The organism is Roseomonas gilardii subsp. gilardii, assembly GCF_023078375.1.
Taxonomy (GTDB): domain Bacteria; phylum Pseudomonadota; class Alphaproteobacteria; order Acetobacterales; family Acetobacteraceae; genus Roseomonas; species Roseomonas gilardii.
Genome location: NZ_CP095554.1, coordinates 3,122,132 through 3,140,426, shown reverse-complemented (window position 1 = coordinate 3,140,426; position 18,295 = coordinate 3,122,132). Strand labels below are relative to the sequence as shown.

Annotated in this window: 18 protein-coding genes; all 18 read left to right on the top strand. The window is 66.5% G+C overall.

Annotation, left to right across the window (positions count from 1 at the left end):
* The first annotated feature begins 5 nt into the window (after positions 1-5).
* The 18 genes from MVG78_RS14430 to MVG78_RS14345 all read left to right on the top strand — a co-directional run bounded on the left by MVG78_RS14430 (position 6) and on the right by MVG78_RS14345 (position 18,293).
* Positions 6-695, top strand: coding sequence for a hypothetical protein (locus tag MVG78_RS14430; protein ID WP_247552579.1), 690 nt, complete (start codon positions 6-8; stop codon positions 693-695).
* A 50-nt stretch (positions 696-745) separates the two neighbouring features.
* Complete coding sequence (locus MVG78_RS14425) at positions 746-1,456, top strand: cysteine hydrolase family protein (protein ID WP_247552577.1); 711 nt, start codon at positions 746-748, stop codon at positions 1,454-1,456.
* Positions 1,453-2,451 (top strand): MBL fold metallo-hydrolase, encoded by a 999-nt coding sequence (locus tag MVG78_RS14420; protein ID WP_247552576.1) that lies wholly within the window; start codon positions 1,453-1,455, stop codon positions 2,449-2,451. Before MVG78_RS14425 ends, MVG78_RS14420 begins: the two co-directional genes overlap by 4 nt.
* Positions 2,452-2,456: 5 nt before the next feature.
* Positions 2,457-2,921: a (2Fe-2S)-binding protein gene (locus MVG78_RS14415; RefSeq protein ID WP_247552574.1), complete on the top strand. Its 465-nt coding sequence runs from the start codon at positions 2,457-2,459 to the stop codon at positions 2,919-2,921.
* Positions 2,918-5,011 carry a xanthine dehydrogenase family protein molybdopterin-binding subunit gene (locus tag MVG78_RS14410; RefSeq protein ID WP_247552573.1) on the top strand — a complete coding sequence of 698 codons (2,094 nt, stop codon included), beginning with the start codon at positions 2,918-2,920 and terminating at the stop codon, positions 5,009-5,011. Before MVG78_RS14415 ends, MVG78_RS14410 begins: the two co-directional genes overlap by 4 nt.
* 233 nt (positions 5,012-5,244) lie before the next feature.
* On the top strand, positions 5,245-6,207 hold the full coding sequence (locus MVG78_RS14405; RefSeq protein ID WP_345892832.1) for a LysR family transcriptional regulator: 963 nt from the start codon (positions 5,245-5,247) through the stop codon (positions 6,205-6,207).
* A 129-nt stretch (positions 6,208-6,336) separates the two neighbouring features.
* A complete protein-coding gene (locus MVG78_RS14400; protein WP_247552571.1) occupies positions 6,337-8,319 on the top strand; it encodes a conjugal transfer protein TraG in 1,983 nt (660 codons plus the stop codon).
* Between the two features lie 10 nt (positions 8,320-8,329).
* The gene (locus MVG78_RS14395) at positions 8,330-8,791 is read left to right on the top strand and encodes a ribbon-helix-helix domain-containing protein (protein WP_247552569.1); all 462 of its coding nucleotides are present in this window, start codon (positions 8,330-8,332) and stop codon (positions 8,789-8,791) included.
* A 145-nt stretch (positions 8,792-8,936) separates the two neighbouring features.
* Positions 8,937-9,920, top strand: coding sequence for a P-type conjugative transfer ATPase TrbB (trbB, locus tag MVG78_RS14390; protein ID WP_247552567.1), 984 nt, complete (start codon positions 8,937-8,939; stop codon positions 9,918-9,920).
* Positions 9,917-10,249, top strand: coding sequence for a TrbC/VirB2 family type IV secretion system protein (locus MVG78_RS14385; protein WP_247552565.1), 333 nt, complete (start codon positions 9,917-9,919; stop codon positions 10,247-10,249). The genes trbB and MVG78_RS14385 overlap by 4 nt, the downstream gene beginning before the upstream one ends.
* On the top strand, positions 10,249-10,530 hold the full coding sequence (locus MVG78_RS14380; RefSeq protein ID WP_247552563.1) for a VirB3 family type IV secretion system protein: 282 nt from the start codon (positions 10,249-10,251) through the stop codon (positions 10,528-10,530). The genes MVG78_RS14385 and MVG78_RS14380 overlap by 1 nt, the downstream gene beginning before the upstream one ends.
* Before the next feature lie 14 nt (positions 10,531-10,544).
* Positions 10,545-13,037 carry a conjugal transfer protein TrbE gene (gene trbE / locus MVG78_RS14375; RefSeq protein WP_247552561.1) on the top strand — a complete coding sequence of 831 codons (2,493 nt, stop codon included), beginning with the start codon at positions 10,545-10,547 and terminating at the stop codon, positions 13,035-13,037.
* Positions 13,034-13,807, top strand: a complete 774-nt coding sequence (gene trbJ, locus MVG78_RS14370; RefSeq protein WP_247552559.1) for a P-type conjugative transfer protein TrbJ — start codon at positions 13,034-13,036, stop codon at positions 13,805-13,807. The genes trbE and trbJ overlap by 4 nt, the downstream gene beginning before the upstream one ends.
* 19 nt (positions 13,808-13,826) lie before the next feature.
* Positions 13,827-14,114 (top strand): putative entry exclusion protein TrbK-alt, encoded by a 288-nt coding sequence (gene trbK-alt, locus MVG78_RS14365; protein WP_247552557.1) that lies wholly within the window; start codon positions 13,827-13,829, stop codon positions 14,112-14,114.
* A gap of 3 nt (positions 14,115-14,117) precedes the next feature.
* Positions 14,118-15,491, top strand: a complete 1,374-nt coding sequence (gene trbL, locus MVG78_RS14360) for a P-type conjugative transfer protein TrbL (RefSeq protein ID WP_247552556.1) — start codon at positions 14,118-14,120, stop codon at positions 15,489-15,491.
* A gap of 2 nt (positions 15,492-15,493) precedes the next feature.
* Positions 15,494-16,177, top strand: a complete 684-nt coding sequence (gene trbF / locus MVG78_RS14355; protein ID WP_428480817.1) for a conjugal transfer protein TrbF — start codon at positions 15,494-15,496, stop codon at positions 16,175-16,177.
* Positions 16,174-17,163, top strand: coding sequence for a P-type conjugative transfer protein TrbG (gene trbG / locus MVG78_RS14350; protein WP_247552552.1), 990 nt, complete (start codon positions 16,174-16,176; stop codon positions 17,161-17,163). The genes trbF and trbG overlap by 4 nt, the downstream gene beginning before the upstream one ends.
* 32 nt (positions 17,164-17,195) lie before the next feature.
* Complete coding sequence (locus MVG78_RS14345; RefSeq protein ID WP_428480668.1) at positions 17,196-18,293, top strand: TraB/TrbI/VirB10 family type IV secretion system protein; 1,098 nt, start codon at positions 17,196-17,198, stop codon at positions 18,291-18,293.
* Positions 18,294-18,295 lie beyond the last annotated feature (2 nt).

Below are 18,295 nucleotides of genomic sequence, written 5' to 3'. Positions count from 1 at the left end.
TCGCCATGCCCCGCATCCGTCCTGCCACCTTGCTTGCTGCATTCGCCCTTGTCGCGGGCAGCGCCGCCACCATCGCGCTCGCAGACACAACGAAAGGAAGAGCCATGACCGCATCCGTCACCGCAACGCAGCCTGCCGCTACGATCGCCAACACGTTCATGCCGGACGGCTATCACGAGGTCGCCCGCCGCGCCGTCACCGTCGACCGGCAAGGGGCGGAACTTGTCCGCTATGAGCGGGTCGACGGGCGCAACGCCGCGCTCGGCGGCGAGCATTTCAGCACGGTGATCGGCAATGGCGGCCGCCTCAAAGGCTTCGCGCGGATCGACCTCGATCTGGTCGGCGGTCAACTGCCGTCACGCGAGGAAACCCAGGCCATTGCCATGGATTTCCTGCGCAACGCCGCGCCGGACCTGCTGCCGGGAATGAAGATTAGTTGGATCGAGCCGCATGACGAGCCGCTGAGCGTCACCCGCGATGGCCGCACGGAAGATCTGACGCTGACCGGTATGAAGGTGAAGATGCGCAACAGCGCCGATGGCCTCTGGATGTGGGTCATCGTCGGAGCCGACCGTAAGGTCATGGTGTTCGAGCGCGACATCAACTGGATCACCTTCCCAGGCCGTCGCGGCACGGAGAAATGGCTGCACGATTCCTGGCTCGTCGAAAGCGGTCACTCGCTGCGCGCTTCGTAACGATCAGCCGACAACCGATTTCCCCATACCGTTGATTTCAAGGAACCGGCGTGAACCGAAGAGAACACCTCAAACTTGCTGGCGCGGCACTGGCCGCGACAGCTTTACCGTCCACCTTGGCGCGCGCCGAACCGACTGGTTCTGCCATTGACCGCTCCCGAAGCGCGCTAATTTTCATCGAGTTTCAGAATGAATGGTTGGAGCCAACGGCCCCCCTCAATCGACTAATGGAGGATCGGCCCCAACTCGACGAAGCGGTTCGCAATGCAGCGCGGCTCATCGAGAGGGCAAGACATGGCGGATTTCCTGTCGTTCATGCCGGTCTCTCACTTGTTGATGACCCCACCTATGAAATTTTCGGAGGCGGTAAGAACAAGGCCGGGCTTCGGGGAGCGATCCCACGAGCCGGGACGTGGCGTGACCCCCAGCGGGTCGCGTTTCCCGAACCCTTCACCCCCGCAAAAGGCGAGTTCGTTGTCGCGGGACGTTCGGGGGCGAGCGTTCTCACCAATTCAAACTTGGACGCCTATCTTCGCAACAACCGGATAGATCAAATCTACCTTCTGGGCTTCGCGTTACATGTCTGCGTGGAGTCCACGCTTCGCCATGCACATGACCTTGGATACGAAGCGACAGTCATAAGCGACGCCGCTCCCGCCTTTACGGCCGCGCAGCGCGATCACGTCCTCACCGACGTTGTCCATCACTTCGGACATCACATCACCACTGAACAATTCCTCAGAGATTGGAGTAGCGCATGACCGATCTGTTGAAACGCAAACATCTCAAGCTGGCAGGCTTGATGGCTGCCGCCACCATAACCGGCGACCTCCTGTCAGGTGGGGTTGCCGTGGCGCAGGAAGCAACCTCGCCAGCAGACCGCCTCGTCAATCTTGGTGTCTATCGCTACCGGGTTGGCGATTTCACCCTCACGGCCATTCAGGATGGCGGCTTCGCCGGGCCGCCGCTGGAGCGTGTCGTCACCAATGCCGAATTGTCCGATGTGCAGGCGGCACTGTCCCACACCTTCCAGCCAACCGACCGCTTCCCGATCACCTTCACAACGCTGATCGTCGAGACCGGGCGGCATACGGTCTCCATCGACGCAGGCGCAGCCGGTTTCTTCGGCCCGACCGCCGGACGCCTGCCTGCGGGCCTGGCCGCCGCCGGCATCGACCCGGCATCCGTCGATGTCGTGCTGCTGACCCATCTGCATCCCGATCACATCACCGGGCTGCGCACCGCCTCCGGCGATCTGCTGTTCCCGAACGCGACCATCCACGCGCCGGCGGGCGAGCTGAACTATTGGCTCGACGAGGCGACGGCTGGCCGTGCGCCGGACGGAGCAAAACCCTTCTTCTCCAATGCCGTTCGTGTGCTTGGTCCCGTCTCCAATGACATCGTGCGCATCGCCGGCGAACAGGAGATCATTCCTGGCATCACCGCGATTCCGGCCCATGGCCACGCGCCGGGCCATACCGTCTATCAGATCGCCTCGGGCAATGACGGTCTGCTGGTGATCGGCGACGTGGCTAACAACCCGGCGCTCTTCGTGCGCCACCCCGATTGGCAACCCGTCTTCGATATGGATCGTGCCATGGCGGCCGAGACGCGCCGACGACTGCTCGACCGTGCTGCCGCCGATCGGCTGCATATCGCCGGCTATCACTTCCCATTCCCGGCCCATGGTTACATCCGCCGCGAGGGCGACGGCTTCGCCTTCGTTCCCGCGCCCTGGATTCCGCAGTTCGGATAGGCGCGATGGCGACCCGCTTCCGCCTCAACGGGGAAATGGTGACCGCTGCTGCGGATGGCGACACGCCGCTTCTCTATGTGCTGCGCAACGATTTCGGGCTGAACAGCCCGAAATTCGGCTGCGGCAAGGCGCAATGCGGCTCCTGCCGGGTCATCGTCGGCGGCAAAGCCGTGCCGTCCTGTGTCGTGCCGCTTGCCGATGTGGCGGGGGCCGATGTCGAAACGCTTGAAGGCATCGGATCGGCCGAAAAACTCCATCCGCTCCAGCAAGCCTTCCTCACTCAACAGGCCGCGCAATGCGGCTTTTGCACGGCCGGGATCATCATGGCCGCCAAGGCTTTGCTGGACGCCAATCCCGACCCGACCGATGACGACATCCGGCAAGCGCTCGAGCGCAATCTCTGCCGCTGCGGCACCTACCCGCGCATCATGAAGGCTGTCCGCCGGGCGGCGCGGGAGATGGCGCGATGAGCGAGAATAGCCTATCCCGCCGTGCTTTCCTGACCGCCGGTGGCGCGCTCGCAGTGTCGATCGCTTTGCCGGGCTGCGGTAGGGCGCAGACGCAAGCGACCTCGACCGCGAACCGCTTCAACGACCGCATCGAAATCCACGCCGATGGCACGGTGCATGTCCTGATCGGCCGGATCGAGATGGGCCAGGGTCTCAACTCGGCTATCGCCCAACTCGCGGCGGAAGAGCTGGACGTGGAAATGTCCCGCATCGTCATCCCGCCGGTCGATACCGCCTTTGCCCCGAACGAGGGCTTCACCGATTCCAGCGCATCGATGCGCGGAACCGGCATGTCGGTTCGTCAGGCTGCGGCGGAAGCCCGCACCATGCTGCTGGCTATGGCCGCCCGCCGCATGGGCACCAGCGCATCGGTCCTGTCGGTTCAGGATGGCAACATCCATGGCGGCACCGAAAACCTCACCTATTGGCAAATCATCGCCTCCGGCGAGATGTCCATTCCTGCGATTGGATCGGTTACGCTGAAACAGCCGACCGGTTATCGGCTGCTGGGCACGGCCACGCCTCGCACCGACCTTCCGGCCAAAGTCACCGGTGGCGCGGCCTTCGTGCAGGATCTTCGGCTGCCGGACATGCTCCATGCCCGTGTCGTGCGGCCACCGAGCTACAGCGCGTCACTCACCGCGTTGGGTGCAGAGGGCGTGTCCTCTTTGCCCGGCGTTGTTCAGGTCGTGCGCAATGGAAGTTTCCTTGCCGTGATGGCCGAACGCGAGGAACAGGCGATCCGCGCGGCCGAGCATCTGCGAGCCGCCGCCGAATGGCGCGAAAGCGAAACCTTGCCGGGCGACGACACGCTGTTTTCCTATCTCCGCCGGGAAGCCGGACTGAGAGAACAGCCTGATAGTCGTTCCGGCCGACGCCTCGCATCGACCTATGAGGTTCCCTACCGCATGCACGGGTCAATCGGCCCGAGCTGTGCGGTGGCGCAGTTCGCGGACGAGCGCCTGACGGTCTGGAGCCATGCGCAGGGCATGTATCCGCTGCGCTCCTCGCTTTCCGGTCTGGTCGGTCTGCCACAAAACCGCATCCGCTGCATCCATATGGAAGGTGCGGGGTGCTACGGCCACAACGGCGCCGATGACGCGGCAGCTGATGCGGCGCTGATCGCGATGGCCGTCCCCGGCCGCCCGATCCGGCTGCAATGGATGCGCGAGGACGAACATCTCTGGTCGCCTTACGGCCCGGCGATGGTGGTGCAGATGTCCGGTGCGCTCGACGCCAACGGGCGCATTGCCGAATGGTCGAGCCGCATCGCCAGCCCGCCGCATTCCTCGCGCCCCGGCGGCGCGGCCCGCCTTCTGGCGGCACGTCATATCGATCCGCCCATCGCGCCGTCCTTCCTCGACGGCTTCACGCAATGGGCGGGCGGCGGCAGCTACAATGCCGATCCCTATTACGACATCCCGGCTCGGGTGGACGCGCGCTTCGTCCGGCGCGGCCCGCTACGGTCGTCGGCGCTGCGCAGCCTCGGAGCCTTCGCCAATGTCGTCGCCATAGAAGGCTTCATGGACGAGTTGGCGGAGATGACGGGCAAAGATCCCGTCGCCTTCCGTCTCGACCACCTGACGGACGCCCGCGCCCGCGCCGTCATTGAGACCACGGCGGAGCGTTTCGGCTGGGCCGGCTTCGTCTCGCCGGGTCGCGGAAAGGGCTTCGGCTTTGCCCGACTCAACAATTACGGAGCCTATGTCGCCCTCGCGGCCGAGGCTCTGGCGGGCGAAAGTGGTGCGATCCACATCACGCGCATCGTCGCCACGGTCGATTGCGGAGAACTCATCAATCCCGATGGCGTGCGCAATCAGATCGAGGGCGGCATCGTGCAGGCAGCAAGCTGGACATTGATGGAAGCCGTCGCCTTCGACCGCATGAGGGTTAGGAGCGCCGATTGGGACAACTACCCGATCCTGCGCATCACCGAAGCGCCGGAAATCGACGTTCATCTAATCAACCGCAACGGCGATAACTATCTTGGCGTCGGTGAAGCGGCTCAGGGCCTGCTGGAGCTGCGGTTGCAAATGCTGTCGCCAACCTAATCGGCAGGCGGCTTCGCAAACTGCCATTGGTGCAGCCCGATGGATAGGGCGAGGCTGACGTGTTCGATGCTTCGCATCGTTGTTCATAGTGCTGATAGTGCGGATTTCATCGCCCTGACCGAGCGTGTCCTTGGCGATTTCGTCGACTCCTCGCGATGCAATTCGCATCAGCCAGTCCATAAACAGGGACCAGCGCGACAGCAGCCGTCTCCATTTCAAGGAGGCACATAGCGATGCGGCGGCGTTCGACATCAATGACGGATCGGCAAAGTGGGTTGCCTACCGCTCTCGGCTCCCGCATCCCACTCGCCTCCCTAGTCCAGACACTCGCCGTCGCGGAACATCTCAGCTTCTGTCGTGCAGCGGTGGCGCTCGGCACGACACAATCCAGCGTGAGCGCGCGGATCAAGGCGCTGGAGGAAGAACTCGGCATCCTCCTGTTCGAACGGAACACACGCGGCGTCCGGCTCACCGAAGCCGGACGCCTTTTCGTCGAACGGGTGTCGGCCGGCGTCGATCAGCTTGACCACGCGGTGAAGAGCGCTGGACTGGCCGCCTCGGGCGAACGCGGCCGTCTGCGGATCGGTATCCACGCTCTGATCCCACACAGCTTCCTCGCCAAACTGATCTGCCAGTATCGGGCCGATCATCCCGGCATCGAAGTCGAGATCGCCGAAGGCACAGCCCGCGATACGGTTATGCAGCTTCGCGCCGACCGGCTGGACGTGGTGTTCGTAGCGGGCACCCCCGATCTTCCCGATTGCCATAGCCGTCCGATCTGGACCGAACCGCTGTTAGCATTGCTGCCGGAACAGCACCCACTCGCTGCGCAACCGGCCGTCACCTGGGACGATTTGGCGAGCGAAGCTTTCCTTGTCCGCCATGGCGGCACCGGCCCACAGGTCCATGACCATATCCTGCTGCGCCTTGCCGGGCGCTGGTCCGCGCCATCGATCCTGCGCTTCGATGTGGGCCGAAGCACGCTCTTGTCCATGGTCGGACAGGGCTTCGGCGTCACCATAGCTGGGGCAGCCACATCCCTCTTGCCGTCCAACGGCGTCGTGTTCCTGCCCATCGCCGACGAGCTGGAGCCGATCGCCTTCTCCGCGATCTGGCTGCCATCCAATCGGGATGCGGCCCTTCACAATCTCCTCGACCTCGCCAAAGACATGAACGGCCTGGTCCGCGCCCGATAGGCGCGTGTGAACCCGTCCTATTCGCCGCCGATACTATCCGGCACCCCTCCGTCCACGTTTCGCCTGTTGCACCTTCCGAAAACCGCCATTCTCTGATCGGCTCCGACATTTTTGCCGATTGGAGCCTGTATGCGTGGAGGCCGAATCCTCTGGGGTCAGATCACCGTCGTCCTGACCATCGTTGTGGTGATGACATGGGCGGCGACGCAATGGACGGCCTGGCGGCTCGGCTTCCAGCCCCAGCTTGGCGCACCATGGTTCGAGGCGGCCGGCCTGCCGTTGTATTATCCGCCGGCCTTCTTCTGGTGGTGGTTTTCCTTCGACGCCTATGCGCCCGCGATCTTCACCGAAGGCGCGATCATCGCCGCGTCCGGAGGGCTTGTCGCCATCGCCGCCGCCATCCTCATGTCGATCATCCGCGCGCGGGAGGCGCGCAATGTCGCGACCTACGGTTCTGCGCGATGGGCAGAGGACAGGGAAATCCGCGCCGCCGGCCTACTCGGTCCCGATGGCGTGGTGCTCGGCAAATTCGACCGGGACTATCTGCGCCATGACGGGCCGGAGCATGTGTTGTGCTTCGCACCCACCCGCAGCGGCAAGGGCGTCGGCCTCGTCGTCCCGACGCTGCTCACCTGGCCGGGAAGCTGCATCATCCACGACATCAAGGGCGAGAACTGGACGCTGACGGCGGGCTTCCGCGCGCAGCATGGCCGCGTCCTGCTGTTCGATCCGACCAATGTGAAATCGTCAGCCTACAATCCGCTGCTGGAGGTGCGGCAGGGCGAATGGGAGGTCCGCGACGTGCAGAACATCGCGGATATTTTGGTCGATCCCGAAGGCAGTCTCGACAAGCGCAACCATTGGGAAAAGACTTCGCATTCGCTGCTGGTCGGCGCGATCCTGCATGTTCTCTATGCCGAGAAGGACAAGACGCTGGCGGGCGTCGCCAACTTCCTGTCCGATCCGCGCCGCCCGGTCGAGGCGACCTTGCGCGCGATGATGGACACGCCGCATCTCGGCGAAGCTGGCGTTCATCCGGTCATCGCATCATCGGCGCGTGAGCTGCTGAACAAGAGCGAGAACGAACGGTCGGGTGTGCTGTCCACCGCCATGTCGTTTCTCGGCCTCTATCGCGATCCCGTCGTGGCGCGCGTCACCGCGCGCTGCGACTGGCGCATTGCCGATCTGGTCGGGAGCAAACGCGCGGTCAGCCTCTACCTTGTCGTGCCGCCATCCGACATCAACCGCACCAAGCCGCTGATCCGCCTGATCCTCAACCAGATCGGCCGGCGGCTGACCGAGGAACTGACCACCTCCGGCAAGCGCCATCGGCTGCTGTTGATGCTGGACGAATTTCCGGCGCTCGGCCGGCTCGACTTCTTCGAGTCCGCGCTCGCCTTCATGGCAGGCTACGGCCTCAAGAGCTTCCTGATCGCCCAATCGCTCAACCAGATCGAGCGCGCCTATGGGCCGAACAACAGCATTCTCGACAACTGCCATGTGCGCGTCGCCTTCGCCACCAATGATGAGCGCACCGCCAAGCGCGTGTCGGACTCGCTCGGCACCGCGACCGAGATGCGCGATTCCACCAACTATGCCGGCCACCGGCTCGCGCCCTGGCTGGGGCACCTGATGGTGTCGCGCCAGGAGACGGCGCGGCCGCTGCTCACCCCCGGCGAGATCATGCAGCTCCCGCCCTCAGAGGAAATCGTCATGGTAGCGGGAACGCCGCCGATCCGCGCGACCAAGGCCCGCTATTTCGAGGACAGGCGATTGCAGGAGCGCATCCTGACCCCGCCGACACTCGCGACGGTCGCGGTGGCCGCATCGTCGGACGACTGGTCCGCACGCATCGTCGCGGCGGCGGAACCGTCCATCGGCGGCACCGCAAGCGACGGCGATGGCGATCCCGCCAATGCCGGTATCCGCCGCGAGCCGGAATTGCCCGAACATGAAGAAATCATCCCGCCTCCACCATCGCCCACTCAGGAGTTCGAGCCGCTGGACGAGGAACCCGATGTGGACGCCGCCAAGGCCAATGCGATGCGCGCCCGGATGCGGATGGTCGCCCGGCAGGCGTCCCTCGATCCCGGCGACGGCATCGAGCTTTGAGGACCGCGCCATGACGACCCGCACCCGCATGAACGTCTATTTCGACCCGGCCTTGCTCAAACAGGTGGAGGCGCTGGCGCTGCGTCGGAACATCTCGAAATCCGCCATCGTCGAAGCGGCCGTCGCGTCCTTCCTGTCCGGCGACACCAGCGAGAAGCTGGAAGCGGCCATGTCGCGTCGGCTCGACCGGCTCGGCCGCCAGATCGGGACGCTCGACGAAGATCTCGCCGTGCTCGGCGAGACCGTCTCGCTGTTCGTCAACATCTGGCTGGCTTCCACGCCGCCGCTGCCGGAAAGCGCGCAGGCCAGCGCCCGCGCCAAGGGAGCCGAACGGTTCGAGCGTTTCATGCAGACGCTCGGCAAACGGCTCGCGAGTGGAGACAGGTTCCTGAAAGAGCTTTCGCGCGACGTGGAGTCGGCACCCGATGGTCTTGCTCCAGACGGGTCCGAGACGAATGGCGATCCCGGCTGAATATCCGACCCGTCCTATTCACCGCCGATGGCCGCCGTTCCCCGCACGCACTTCGATAGGTGTTGAACCGGCCTGATTTCAGGCTCTTTTAATCGACCCCGATCCGGGGACCATCTGTCACGCCCCGTCAGGAAACGGGGCCGATATGACTGCCAGCCACCATAGACCCGAAGCCATCGCACGCGGCGCGCGGATGCTGCGCACAGCATTGGGGCCGGCGATCTCCCGCTTTCTGGAAGACCCGGCCGTGGTCGAGGTGATGCTGAACCCGGACGGGCGGTTGTGGATCGACCGCCTGTCAGAAGGGCTGTCCGACACCGGCGAAACCCTGTCACCCGCCGATGGCGAGCGCATCGTGCGTCTGGTCGCCCATCATGTCGGCGCGGAGGTTCACGCCCGCAGCCCGCGCGTCTCGGCTGAACTGCCTGAATCCGGCGAGCGGTTCGAGGGGCTGCTGCCTCCCGTGGTTGCCGCGCCAGCCTTCGCCATCCGCAAGCCCGCCGTCGCAGTGTTCACGCTCGATGACTATGTGGCCGCCGGCATCATGTCCGCCGATCAGGCCGCGACACTCCGCGAAGCCGTCGCGTCCCGCGCCAACATCCTTGTCGCGGGCGGCACCAGCACCGGCAAGACGACGCTCACCAATGCGCTGCTGGCCGAGGTGGCGAAGACGCAGGAACGCGTCGTCATCATCGAGGACACGCGCGAGCTGCAATGCGCCGCGCCCAACCTCGTCGCCATGCGAACCAAGGACGGTGTGGCGACGCTTTCCGATCTGGTCCGTTCCTCGCTGCGCCTGCGTCCCGATCGCATCCCCATCGGCGAGGTGCGCGGCGCGGAAGCCCTCGACCTGCTCAAAGCCTGGGGCACCGGCCATCCCGGCGGGATCGGCACCATCCACGCCGGAACCGGCATCGGCGCGCTGCGCCGTCTCGAACAGCTCATTCAGGAAGCCGTCGTCACCGTCCCGCGCGCGCTGATCGCCGAGACGATCGACCTTGTTGCCGTCCTCGCCGGTCGCGGTTCCGCCCGCCGGCTGGCCGAACTCGCCCGCGTCGAAGGGCTGGGACCCGACGGCGACTACCGAACCACCCCCGCAACCCTCACCAGCACAGGAGAACTTTCATGATCCGCACCCTCTCGCGCGGCTATCGCGTCGCCGCGACCGCCGCTTCCACCCTCGTCATCAGCTTCATGATCGCTCCGGCCGCCCATGCGTCGGGATCGTCGATGCCGTGGGAAGCGCCGCTGCAATCCATCCTCCAGTCGATCGAGGGGCCGGTCGCCAAGATCGTCGCCGTCATCATCATCATCGCCACCGGCCTGACGCTGGCCTTCGGCGACACGTCGGGCGGCTTTCGTCGCCTGATCCAGATCGTGTTCGGCCTCAGCATCGCCTTCGCAGCGTCGAGCTTCTTCCTGTCGTTCTTCTCGTTCGGCGGCGGGGCGCTCATCTGATGGCGGGCGGCCTCGAACAACTGGACGCGGTGCCGGGCTTCACCGTCCCGGTCCACCGGGCGCTGACCGAGCATATCCTGCTCGGCGGCGCGCCGCGCTCGCTCGCGATCCTCAACGGAACGCTGGCCGGGGCTGTCGGCCTCGGCCTGCGCCTCTGGCTGGTCGGCATCGCCATCTGGGCCATCGGCCATGTCGCGGCGGTCTGGGCGGCCAAGCGCGATCCCCAATTCGTCGAGGTCGGGCGGCGGCATCTCCGCATCCCCGGTCATCTGGCGGTCTGACGGGGAGCGCCACCATGATGAATCTCGCCGAATATCGCCGCACCGCCACGCGGCTGGCCGACTATCTGCCCTGGGTCGCGCTGGCCGGCTCCGGCGTCGTCTTGAACAAGGACGGCTCGTTCCAACGCACCGCGAAGTTTCGCGGCCCTGATCTGGATTCCGCCGTCGCGGCCGAGCTGGTCGCCGTCGCCGGACGTATCAACAACGCCGTGCGCCGTCTCGGCTCCGGCTGGAGCATCTTCGTCGAGGCGCAGCGCAGCGAAGCCGCGACCTATCCCGACAGCCTGTTCCCCGATCCCGCATCGGCCTTGCTCGACGCCGAGCGCAAGGCCGATTTCGAGGAAGCCGGGACGCATTTCGTGTCGGGCTATTTCCTGACCTTCCTCTGGTTGCCGCCCGCCGAGGAAGCCGCCCGCGCGGAAAGCTGGCTCTATGAGGGCCGCGAGCAATCGGGCGTGAACCCCCACGAATTACTGCGCAGCTTCATCGACCGCACCCACCGCGTGCTGGCGCTGCTCGACGGCTTCATGCCGGAATGCCGCTGGCTCGATGACGCCGGCACGCTGACCTATCTCCATTCGACGGTATCCACGAACCGGCATCGCGTCCGCGTGCCGGAAGTGCCGATGTATCTGGACGCGCTACTGGCCGACCAGCCGCTGACCGGCGGGCTGGAGCCGCGTCTTGGCGACGCGCATCTGCGCGTCCTCACCATTATCGGCTTCCCGACCGCGACGACGCCCGGCCTGCTCGACGAGATGAACCGGCTCCCGTTCCCCTATCGGTGGAGCACCCGCGCGATCCTGCTCGACAAGACCGACGCCACGAAGCTGCTGACCAAAATCAGGCGGCAATGGTTCGCCAAGCGCAAGTCGATCGCGGCCATCGTCAAGGAGGTGATGACCAACGAGGCGTCGGCGCTCGTCGATACCGACGCGTCCAACAAGGCGCTCGACGCCGACATGGCGTTGCAGGAACTCGGCGCGGACGTGGCGGGCATGGCCTATGTCACCGCGACCGTGACGGTGTGGGACGCCGATCCCCGCATGGCTGACGAGAAGTTGCGCCTGGTCGAGAAGATCATTCAGGGTCGCGACTTCACCGCCATGCCGGAAACCGTCAACGCGGTCGATGCCTGGCTCGGCAGCGTTCCGGGCCACGCCTACGCCAATGTCCGCCAGCCGCCGATCAGCACCTTGAATCTCGCCCACATGATCCCGCTTTCGGCGGTGTGGGCGGGGCCGGAACGGGATGAGCACTTCGGGTCGCCCCCCTTGCTCTATGGCAAGACCGAGGGAAGCACCCCGTTCCGGTTATCCCTTCATGTCGGCGACGTGGGCCACACCCTTGTCGTCGGCCCGACCGGCGCGGGCAAATCCGTGCTGCTGGCCCTGATGGCCTTGCAGTTCCGCCGCTATGCGGCCAGCCAAGTGTTCGCCTTCGACTTCGGCGGCTCGATCCGTGCCGCCGCGCTCGCCATGGGCGGCGACTGGCATGATCTGGGCGGCGGGCTGACCGAAGGCGACGAGGCGTCCGTCTCCCTCCAGCCGCTCGCCCGCATCCACGACACCTATGAACGTGCCTGGGCGGCGGACTGGATCGCCTCCATCCTCATGCGTGAGGGCATCACCATCACGCCGGAGGTGAAGGAACATCTCTGGACCGCGTTGACCTCTCTCGCCTCCGCGCCTGTCGGCGAGCGCACCATCACCGGCCTCGCGGTGCTGCTGCAATCCAACGATCTGAAGCAGGCGCTCCGACCGTTCTGCGTCGGCGGTGCCTATGGCCGGCTGCTCGACGCAGAGACCGAATATCTCGGATCGGCGGACGTGCAGGCGTTCGAGATCGAGGGGCTGGTCGGGACCGGCGCGGCTCCGGCCGTGCTGGCCTATCTGTTCCATCGGATCGGTGATCGGCTCGACGGGCGGCCCACGCTGCTCATCATCGACGAGGGCTGGCTGGCGCTGGACGACGAGGGGTTCGCGAACCAGCTCCGCGAATGGCTGAAGACGCTGCGCAAGAAGAACGCATCCGTCATCTTCGCCACGCAGTCGCTTTCCGACATCGACGGCAGCAACATCGCGCCCGCGATTATCGAGAGCTGTCCGACGCGGCTCCTGCTGCCGAACGAGCGGGCGATCGAGCCACAGATCACGGCGATCTATCGCCGCTTCGGCCTCAATGACCGCCAGATTGAAATCCTCGCGCGGGCGACGCCCAAGCGGGACTATTACTGCCAGTCGCGGCGCGGCAATCGTCTGTTCGAGCTGGGCCTGTCCGAAGTCGGCCTCGCGCTCTGCGCCGCATCCGCCAAATCCGACCAGACCCTGATCGCCGATCTTCTCGCCGAGCACGGCCGCGACGGCTTCCTCGCCGCATGGCTGCGCCTGCGCGGCGTCGATTGGGCGGCCGACCTGATCCCCGATCTCATCAACCTTGCCGACCGGGCGGAGTCCGCCGCGCCGGCCCGGCTCGACACACCCACAGCAGAGGAATCCCTTCCATGATCCATATTCGTCTTCCCCGTATCGCGGGCGCGTCGCTGCTCGCCCTCGCGCTGGCCGCGCCGGTCTCGCTGTCGCCGATGCTGACCAGCCCGGCCCATGCGCAATGGGTCGTCTATGACCCCTCCAACTATGTGCAGAACGTGCTCACCGCCGCGCGCACGCTGGAGCAGATCAACAACCAGATTCAGAGCCTTCAGAACGAGGCGACGATGCTCATCAATCAGGCCCGCAATCTCGCGAGCCTGCCATATTCCTCGCTCCAGCAGCTTCAGCAGTCCGTCCAGCGCACGCAGAGCCTGCTTCAACAGGCACAGAACATCGCCTTCGATGTCGGGCAGATCGACCAGGCGTTTCAGCGCCAATATGGCAACGTCTCGCTGTCCGCGACCGACCAGCAGCTCGTCAGCGACGCGCGCACGCGCTGGCAAAATACCGTGGGCGGCTTGCAGGACGCGATGAAGGTGCAGGCCGGCGTCGTCGGCAATATCGACACCAACCGCACCGAAATGGCCGCGCTGATCGGCCGGAGCCAGGGCGCGACCGGCGCCTTGCAGGCAACGCAGGCCGGCAATCAGATCCTTGCGCTCCAGTCGCAGCAGCTTTCCGACCTGATCGCCATGCTCGCCGCCAATGGCCGCTCCGACGCCTTGACCGGGGCCGAACGCGCGACCGCCGCCGAGCAGGGCCGCGAACAGCGCCGCCGCTTCCTCACGCCGGGCGCCGGCTACCAGCCGGGCAATGCCCGCATGTTTGGCAACGGCAACAACTGACCCAAGGGAGGGGCCGCCCATGGACGGCAAGATGCTGGCCCGGATTGCGGCCGTTGTATTCGTCGCCATCGCCATCACCGCCACGGTGATCGAGATGACCCGCAAGGACGATCCCGCGCCCGCCAGCACCGCGCCGGCGTTGCAATCGCCCGCCGATCCGCTGCGCGCGACGCTTCGCCGTTGCCAGCGGCTCGGCGAGGCGGCGACGGGTGATCCGTCCTGCCTCGCCGCATGGGCGGAGTCGCGCGACCGCTTCCTTGGCCGCACGCCCGCGCCGGCCGCCCCACCTCAGACCGAGGGGCAGTGATCCATGGGCGGCACCGGCGTCATCGACAATTTCCTTGGGGTCTTCACCAGCTATATCGACTCAGGCTTCGGCCTGCTCGGCGGCGAGGTCGCCTTCATCGCCACGACGCTGATCGTCATCGACGTGACGCTTGCCGCGCTCTTCTGGGCCTGGGGGGCGGATGACGACATCATCGCGCGTCTGGTCAGGAAGACCCTGTTCGTCGGCGTCTTCGCCTACATCATCGGCAACTGGAACAACCTCGCCCGGATCGTCTTCGAGAGCTTCGCCGGTCTCGGCCTCATGGCGTCCGGCACCGGGTTCAGCACCGCCGACCTGATGCGGCCCGGCCGCGTTGCGCAGACCGGCCTTGATGCCGGGCGGCCGCTGCTCGATTCCATCTCCGACCTGATGGGCTATTGGTCCTTCTTCGAGAACTTCATCCAGATCGCCTGCCTGCTGTTCGCCTGGGCGCTGGTGATCCTCGCCTTCTTCATCCTCGCCATCCAGCTCTTCGTTACGCTGATCGAGTTCAAGCTGACGACGCTCGCCGGCTTCGTGCTGATCCCCTTCGGCCTGTTCGGCAAGACCGCCTTCATGGCGGAGCGCGTGCTGGGCAATGTGATCTCCAGCGGCATCAAGGTTCTGGTGCTCGCCGTCATCATCGGCATCGGCTCGACGCTGTTTTCGCAGTTCACCGCCGGCTTCGGCGGGGCGACGCCCTCCATCGACGAAGCCATGGCGATCGTGCTCGCCGCGCTGTCGCTGCTCGGCCTCGGCATCTTCGGTCCCGGCATCGCCACTGGCCTCGTCTCCGGCGGTCCCCAGCTTGGCGCGGGCGCTGCGGTCGGCACGGGCCTTGCCGCAGGCGGCATGGTGCTGGCGGGCGGGGCGGCCGCGACCGGCGGCGCGATGCTCGCCGCAAAGGGCGGGGCCGCAGCCCTTTCCGGCGGAGCCGCCGCGGTTCGTGGCGGAGCGGCCACCGCAGGCGCGGCATCCGCCGCCTATAGCCTCGGCTCGCTCGGCCAGTCCGGCGCGGCCGGTGTCGCATCGGGCGTCGGCGGTGTGGCGCGTGCCGCAGGTTCCGCCGCCGTCTCGCCGCTCAAGCGCGCCGCGTCCCGCGCCTCTCGATCCGTCAAATCCAGCTTCTCCGAAGGCGCGAAGGCCGGCTTCGGCGCGAGCGGGGGCACGTCGAGCATGGGAACGGTCGGCGGCGGGGCGGCATCCGCCGCATCCGCGTCCGCCCCCGCCGCTGGCTCGCCGCCCGCCTGGGCGCAGCGGATGCAGCGCCGCCAGTCGATAAACCACGGCACCACCATGGCCGCGCACGCCGTCCGCTCCGGCGATAGCCATGGCGGCGGCTCTTCCGTCAACCTCTCCGAAAGTGACCGCTCATGAGCATCTTCAAACGACCATCGACCCATTACGGCAAGACGCCGGAACCCGAGACACCCTATCAGAAGGCCGCGCAGGTCTGGGACGAGCGCATCGGCTCGGCCCGCGTGCAGGCGAAGAACTGGCGGCTCATGGCCTTCGGATCGCTGATCCTGTCGGCCGGCTTCGCGTCCGCCCTTGTCTGGCAATCGGCGCGCGGGACTGTCGTGCCGTGGGTCGTGCAGGTGGATAATCTCGGGCAGGCGCAGACCGTCGCGCCCGCGACCGCCGATTATCGCCCGACCGATCCGCAGATCGCCTTCCATCTCGGCCGCTTCATCGAGCAGGTCCGCGCGATCCCGGCCGATCCGATCATCGTCCGGCAGAACTGGCTTCGCGCCTATGAGTTCACCACCGATCGTGGCGCGGCGGCGCTCAACGACTATGCCCGCGCCAACGATCCGTTCACCCGTGTCGGCCGGCAGCAGATCGCCGTCGAGGTGTCGAGCGTCATCCGCGCCTCGCCGGACAGTTTCCGCGTGGCCTGGACGGAGCGCCATTACGAGAATGGCCAGCTCGGCAGCACCGAGCGATGGACCGCGATCCTGACCGTCGTACTCCAGCCGCCGCGCGACGCCGGACGGCTGCGCGCCAATCCGCTTGGCATCTACGTCAACGCAATCTCATGGTCGCGGGAGATGAGCCAATGACCCGCGCCATCCACAGATCGACCGCCGCCGCCTTGCTTTTGTCGGCGACCATGCTGGCGGGCTGCGCCACCAACCGCACGCCGCAGTTCAGCTATGACGCCGACGTGCCGCCGCTGCCGACCGTGCCGGCCACCATCACCGACGATCGGCCCCGGCCGCTGCACACCCCGCCGGGCTGGACCGTGGCGCGGGGCGGCACCGCCGCCGGCACGCCGGCGGGACGCGTCGAGAACGCCAATGCCGCCGCCCGCGTGGAACCGCGACGGGAAGGCTATTACAACGCCATCCAGATTTATCCGTGGTCGGAAGGCGCGCTCTATCAGGTCTATGCCTCGCCCGGCCAGATCACCAATATCGCGCTCGAACCCGGCGAGAGCCTGACTGGCGCGGGACCGATCGCGGCGGGCGACACCGCCCGCTGGATCATCGGCGACACCGAATCCGGTTCGGGCGCGAACCGCCGCGTCCATATCCTCGTGAAGCCAACGCGCCCGGACATCGCCACCAATCTGGTGGTGACCACCGACCGGCGCACCTACATGATCGAGCTGCGCGCGCGTGAAGCCCTCTACATGCCCTCCGTGGCCTGGGCCTATCCCGCGCCGCCTGTCGGCACGCGCCAGACGGTGCCGACCGCGCCGGTCATTCCCGTCGAGGCCGCCCGCAACTATCGCTATGGCCTGACCGGCGACAGCCCGCCATGGCGGCCGATCTCGATCTTCGACGATGGCCGGCGCGTCTATGTCATCTTCCCGCGCGGGATCGCGCAGGGCGAGATGCCGCCGATCTTCGTGCTCGGCACGGATGGCGAGCCGCAGATCGTCAACTCCCGCATCCACCAGAACATCCTGATCGTGGACCGGCTGTTCGGCGCGGCCGAACTACGCCTTGGCAGCGGCGAGCGTCAGCAGACGGTTCGCATCGTCCGCGTCGAGCAGCGGCAGGCCGCCACCCGACCCGCCACCACCGGAGACTCCCCGTCATGACCGAGAACACCGTCACCGAAACCGCCGCCCCGATGCGGCTGCGCGCCGAGCCGCCGCGCGTCACCCGCCTGTCCCGCAAGATGCTGGCCGGCGTCGGCGCGGTCGCCCTGGTCGGCATCGGCGGCGCGCTGATCTATGCGCTCCAGAGCCGCGACGCGGGACAGGGCGGCGGCGAACTTTATTCGACCGAAAACCGCCCCACGGCGGACGGCCTCGCCGGGCTGCCGCGCGACTATACCGGCCCGGTGCTGGGACCGGCCCTGCCGGGCGATCTCGGCCGTCCGATCCTCGACGCGCAGAACCGGGGCCAGCCCGTCGCCACCCCGGCCATGGCGACGCCCGCCGTCGATCCCGCAGAGGAACGCCGCCGCGCCGAGGAAGAAGCTGCGCGACTGAGCACCGTGTTCTTCCAGTCCGGCCCGCGCACCGCAGCGCCGACCGGAACCGTGGCCGGCCTCGCCGGTCTCGGCGCGCAGGACGGCACGACAGGGCAGAACCGCCACACGGCGTTTCTGAATGGGCCGGTCAACCGGCAGACCGTCTCGCCCGATCGCGTCATGCCGCCCGCATCGCCCTACATCCTTCAGGCTGGGGCCGTCATCCCGGCCGCGCTCATCACCGGCATCCGGTCGGACCTTCCCGGCCAGATCACCGCGCAGGTGACGGAAAACGTCTATGACAGCCCGACCGGAAGCCTGCTCCTGATTCCGCAGGGGACGCGCATCGTCGGCCAATACGATGATGGCGTGACCTTCGGCCAGCGCCGCGTCCTGCTGGTGTGGAACCGCCTGATCCTTCCCGGCGGTCGCTCCATCGTCCTTGAGCGCCTGCCGGGCGCAGACGCCAGCGGCTATGCCGGGCTGGAGGATGGCGTCGATTATCACTGGTGGGATCTGATGAAGGCGGCCGGTCTCTCCACGCTGCTCGCGGTCGGCACCGAACTGGCGACCAGCGACGACGATCGCCTGATCCGCGCCATCCGCGACGGGGCGCAGGATACCGTCAATCAGGCGGGCCAGCAGATCGTCCAGCGCCAGTTGCAGGTTGCGCCCACGCTCACCATCCGGCCGGGCTTCCCCGTCCGCGTGATCGTCACCCGCGACCTTGTATTTGCCCCGACAGGAGGCTGACC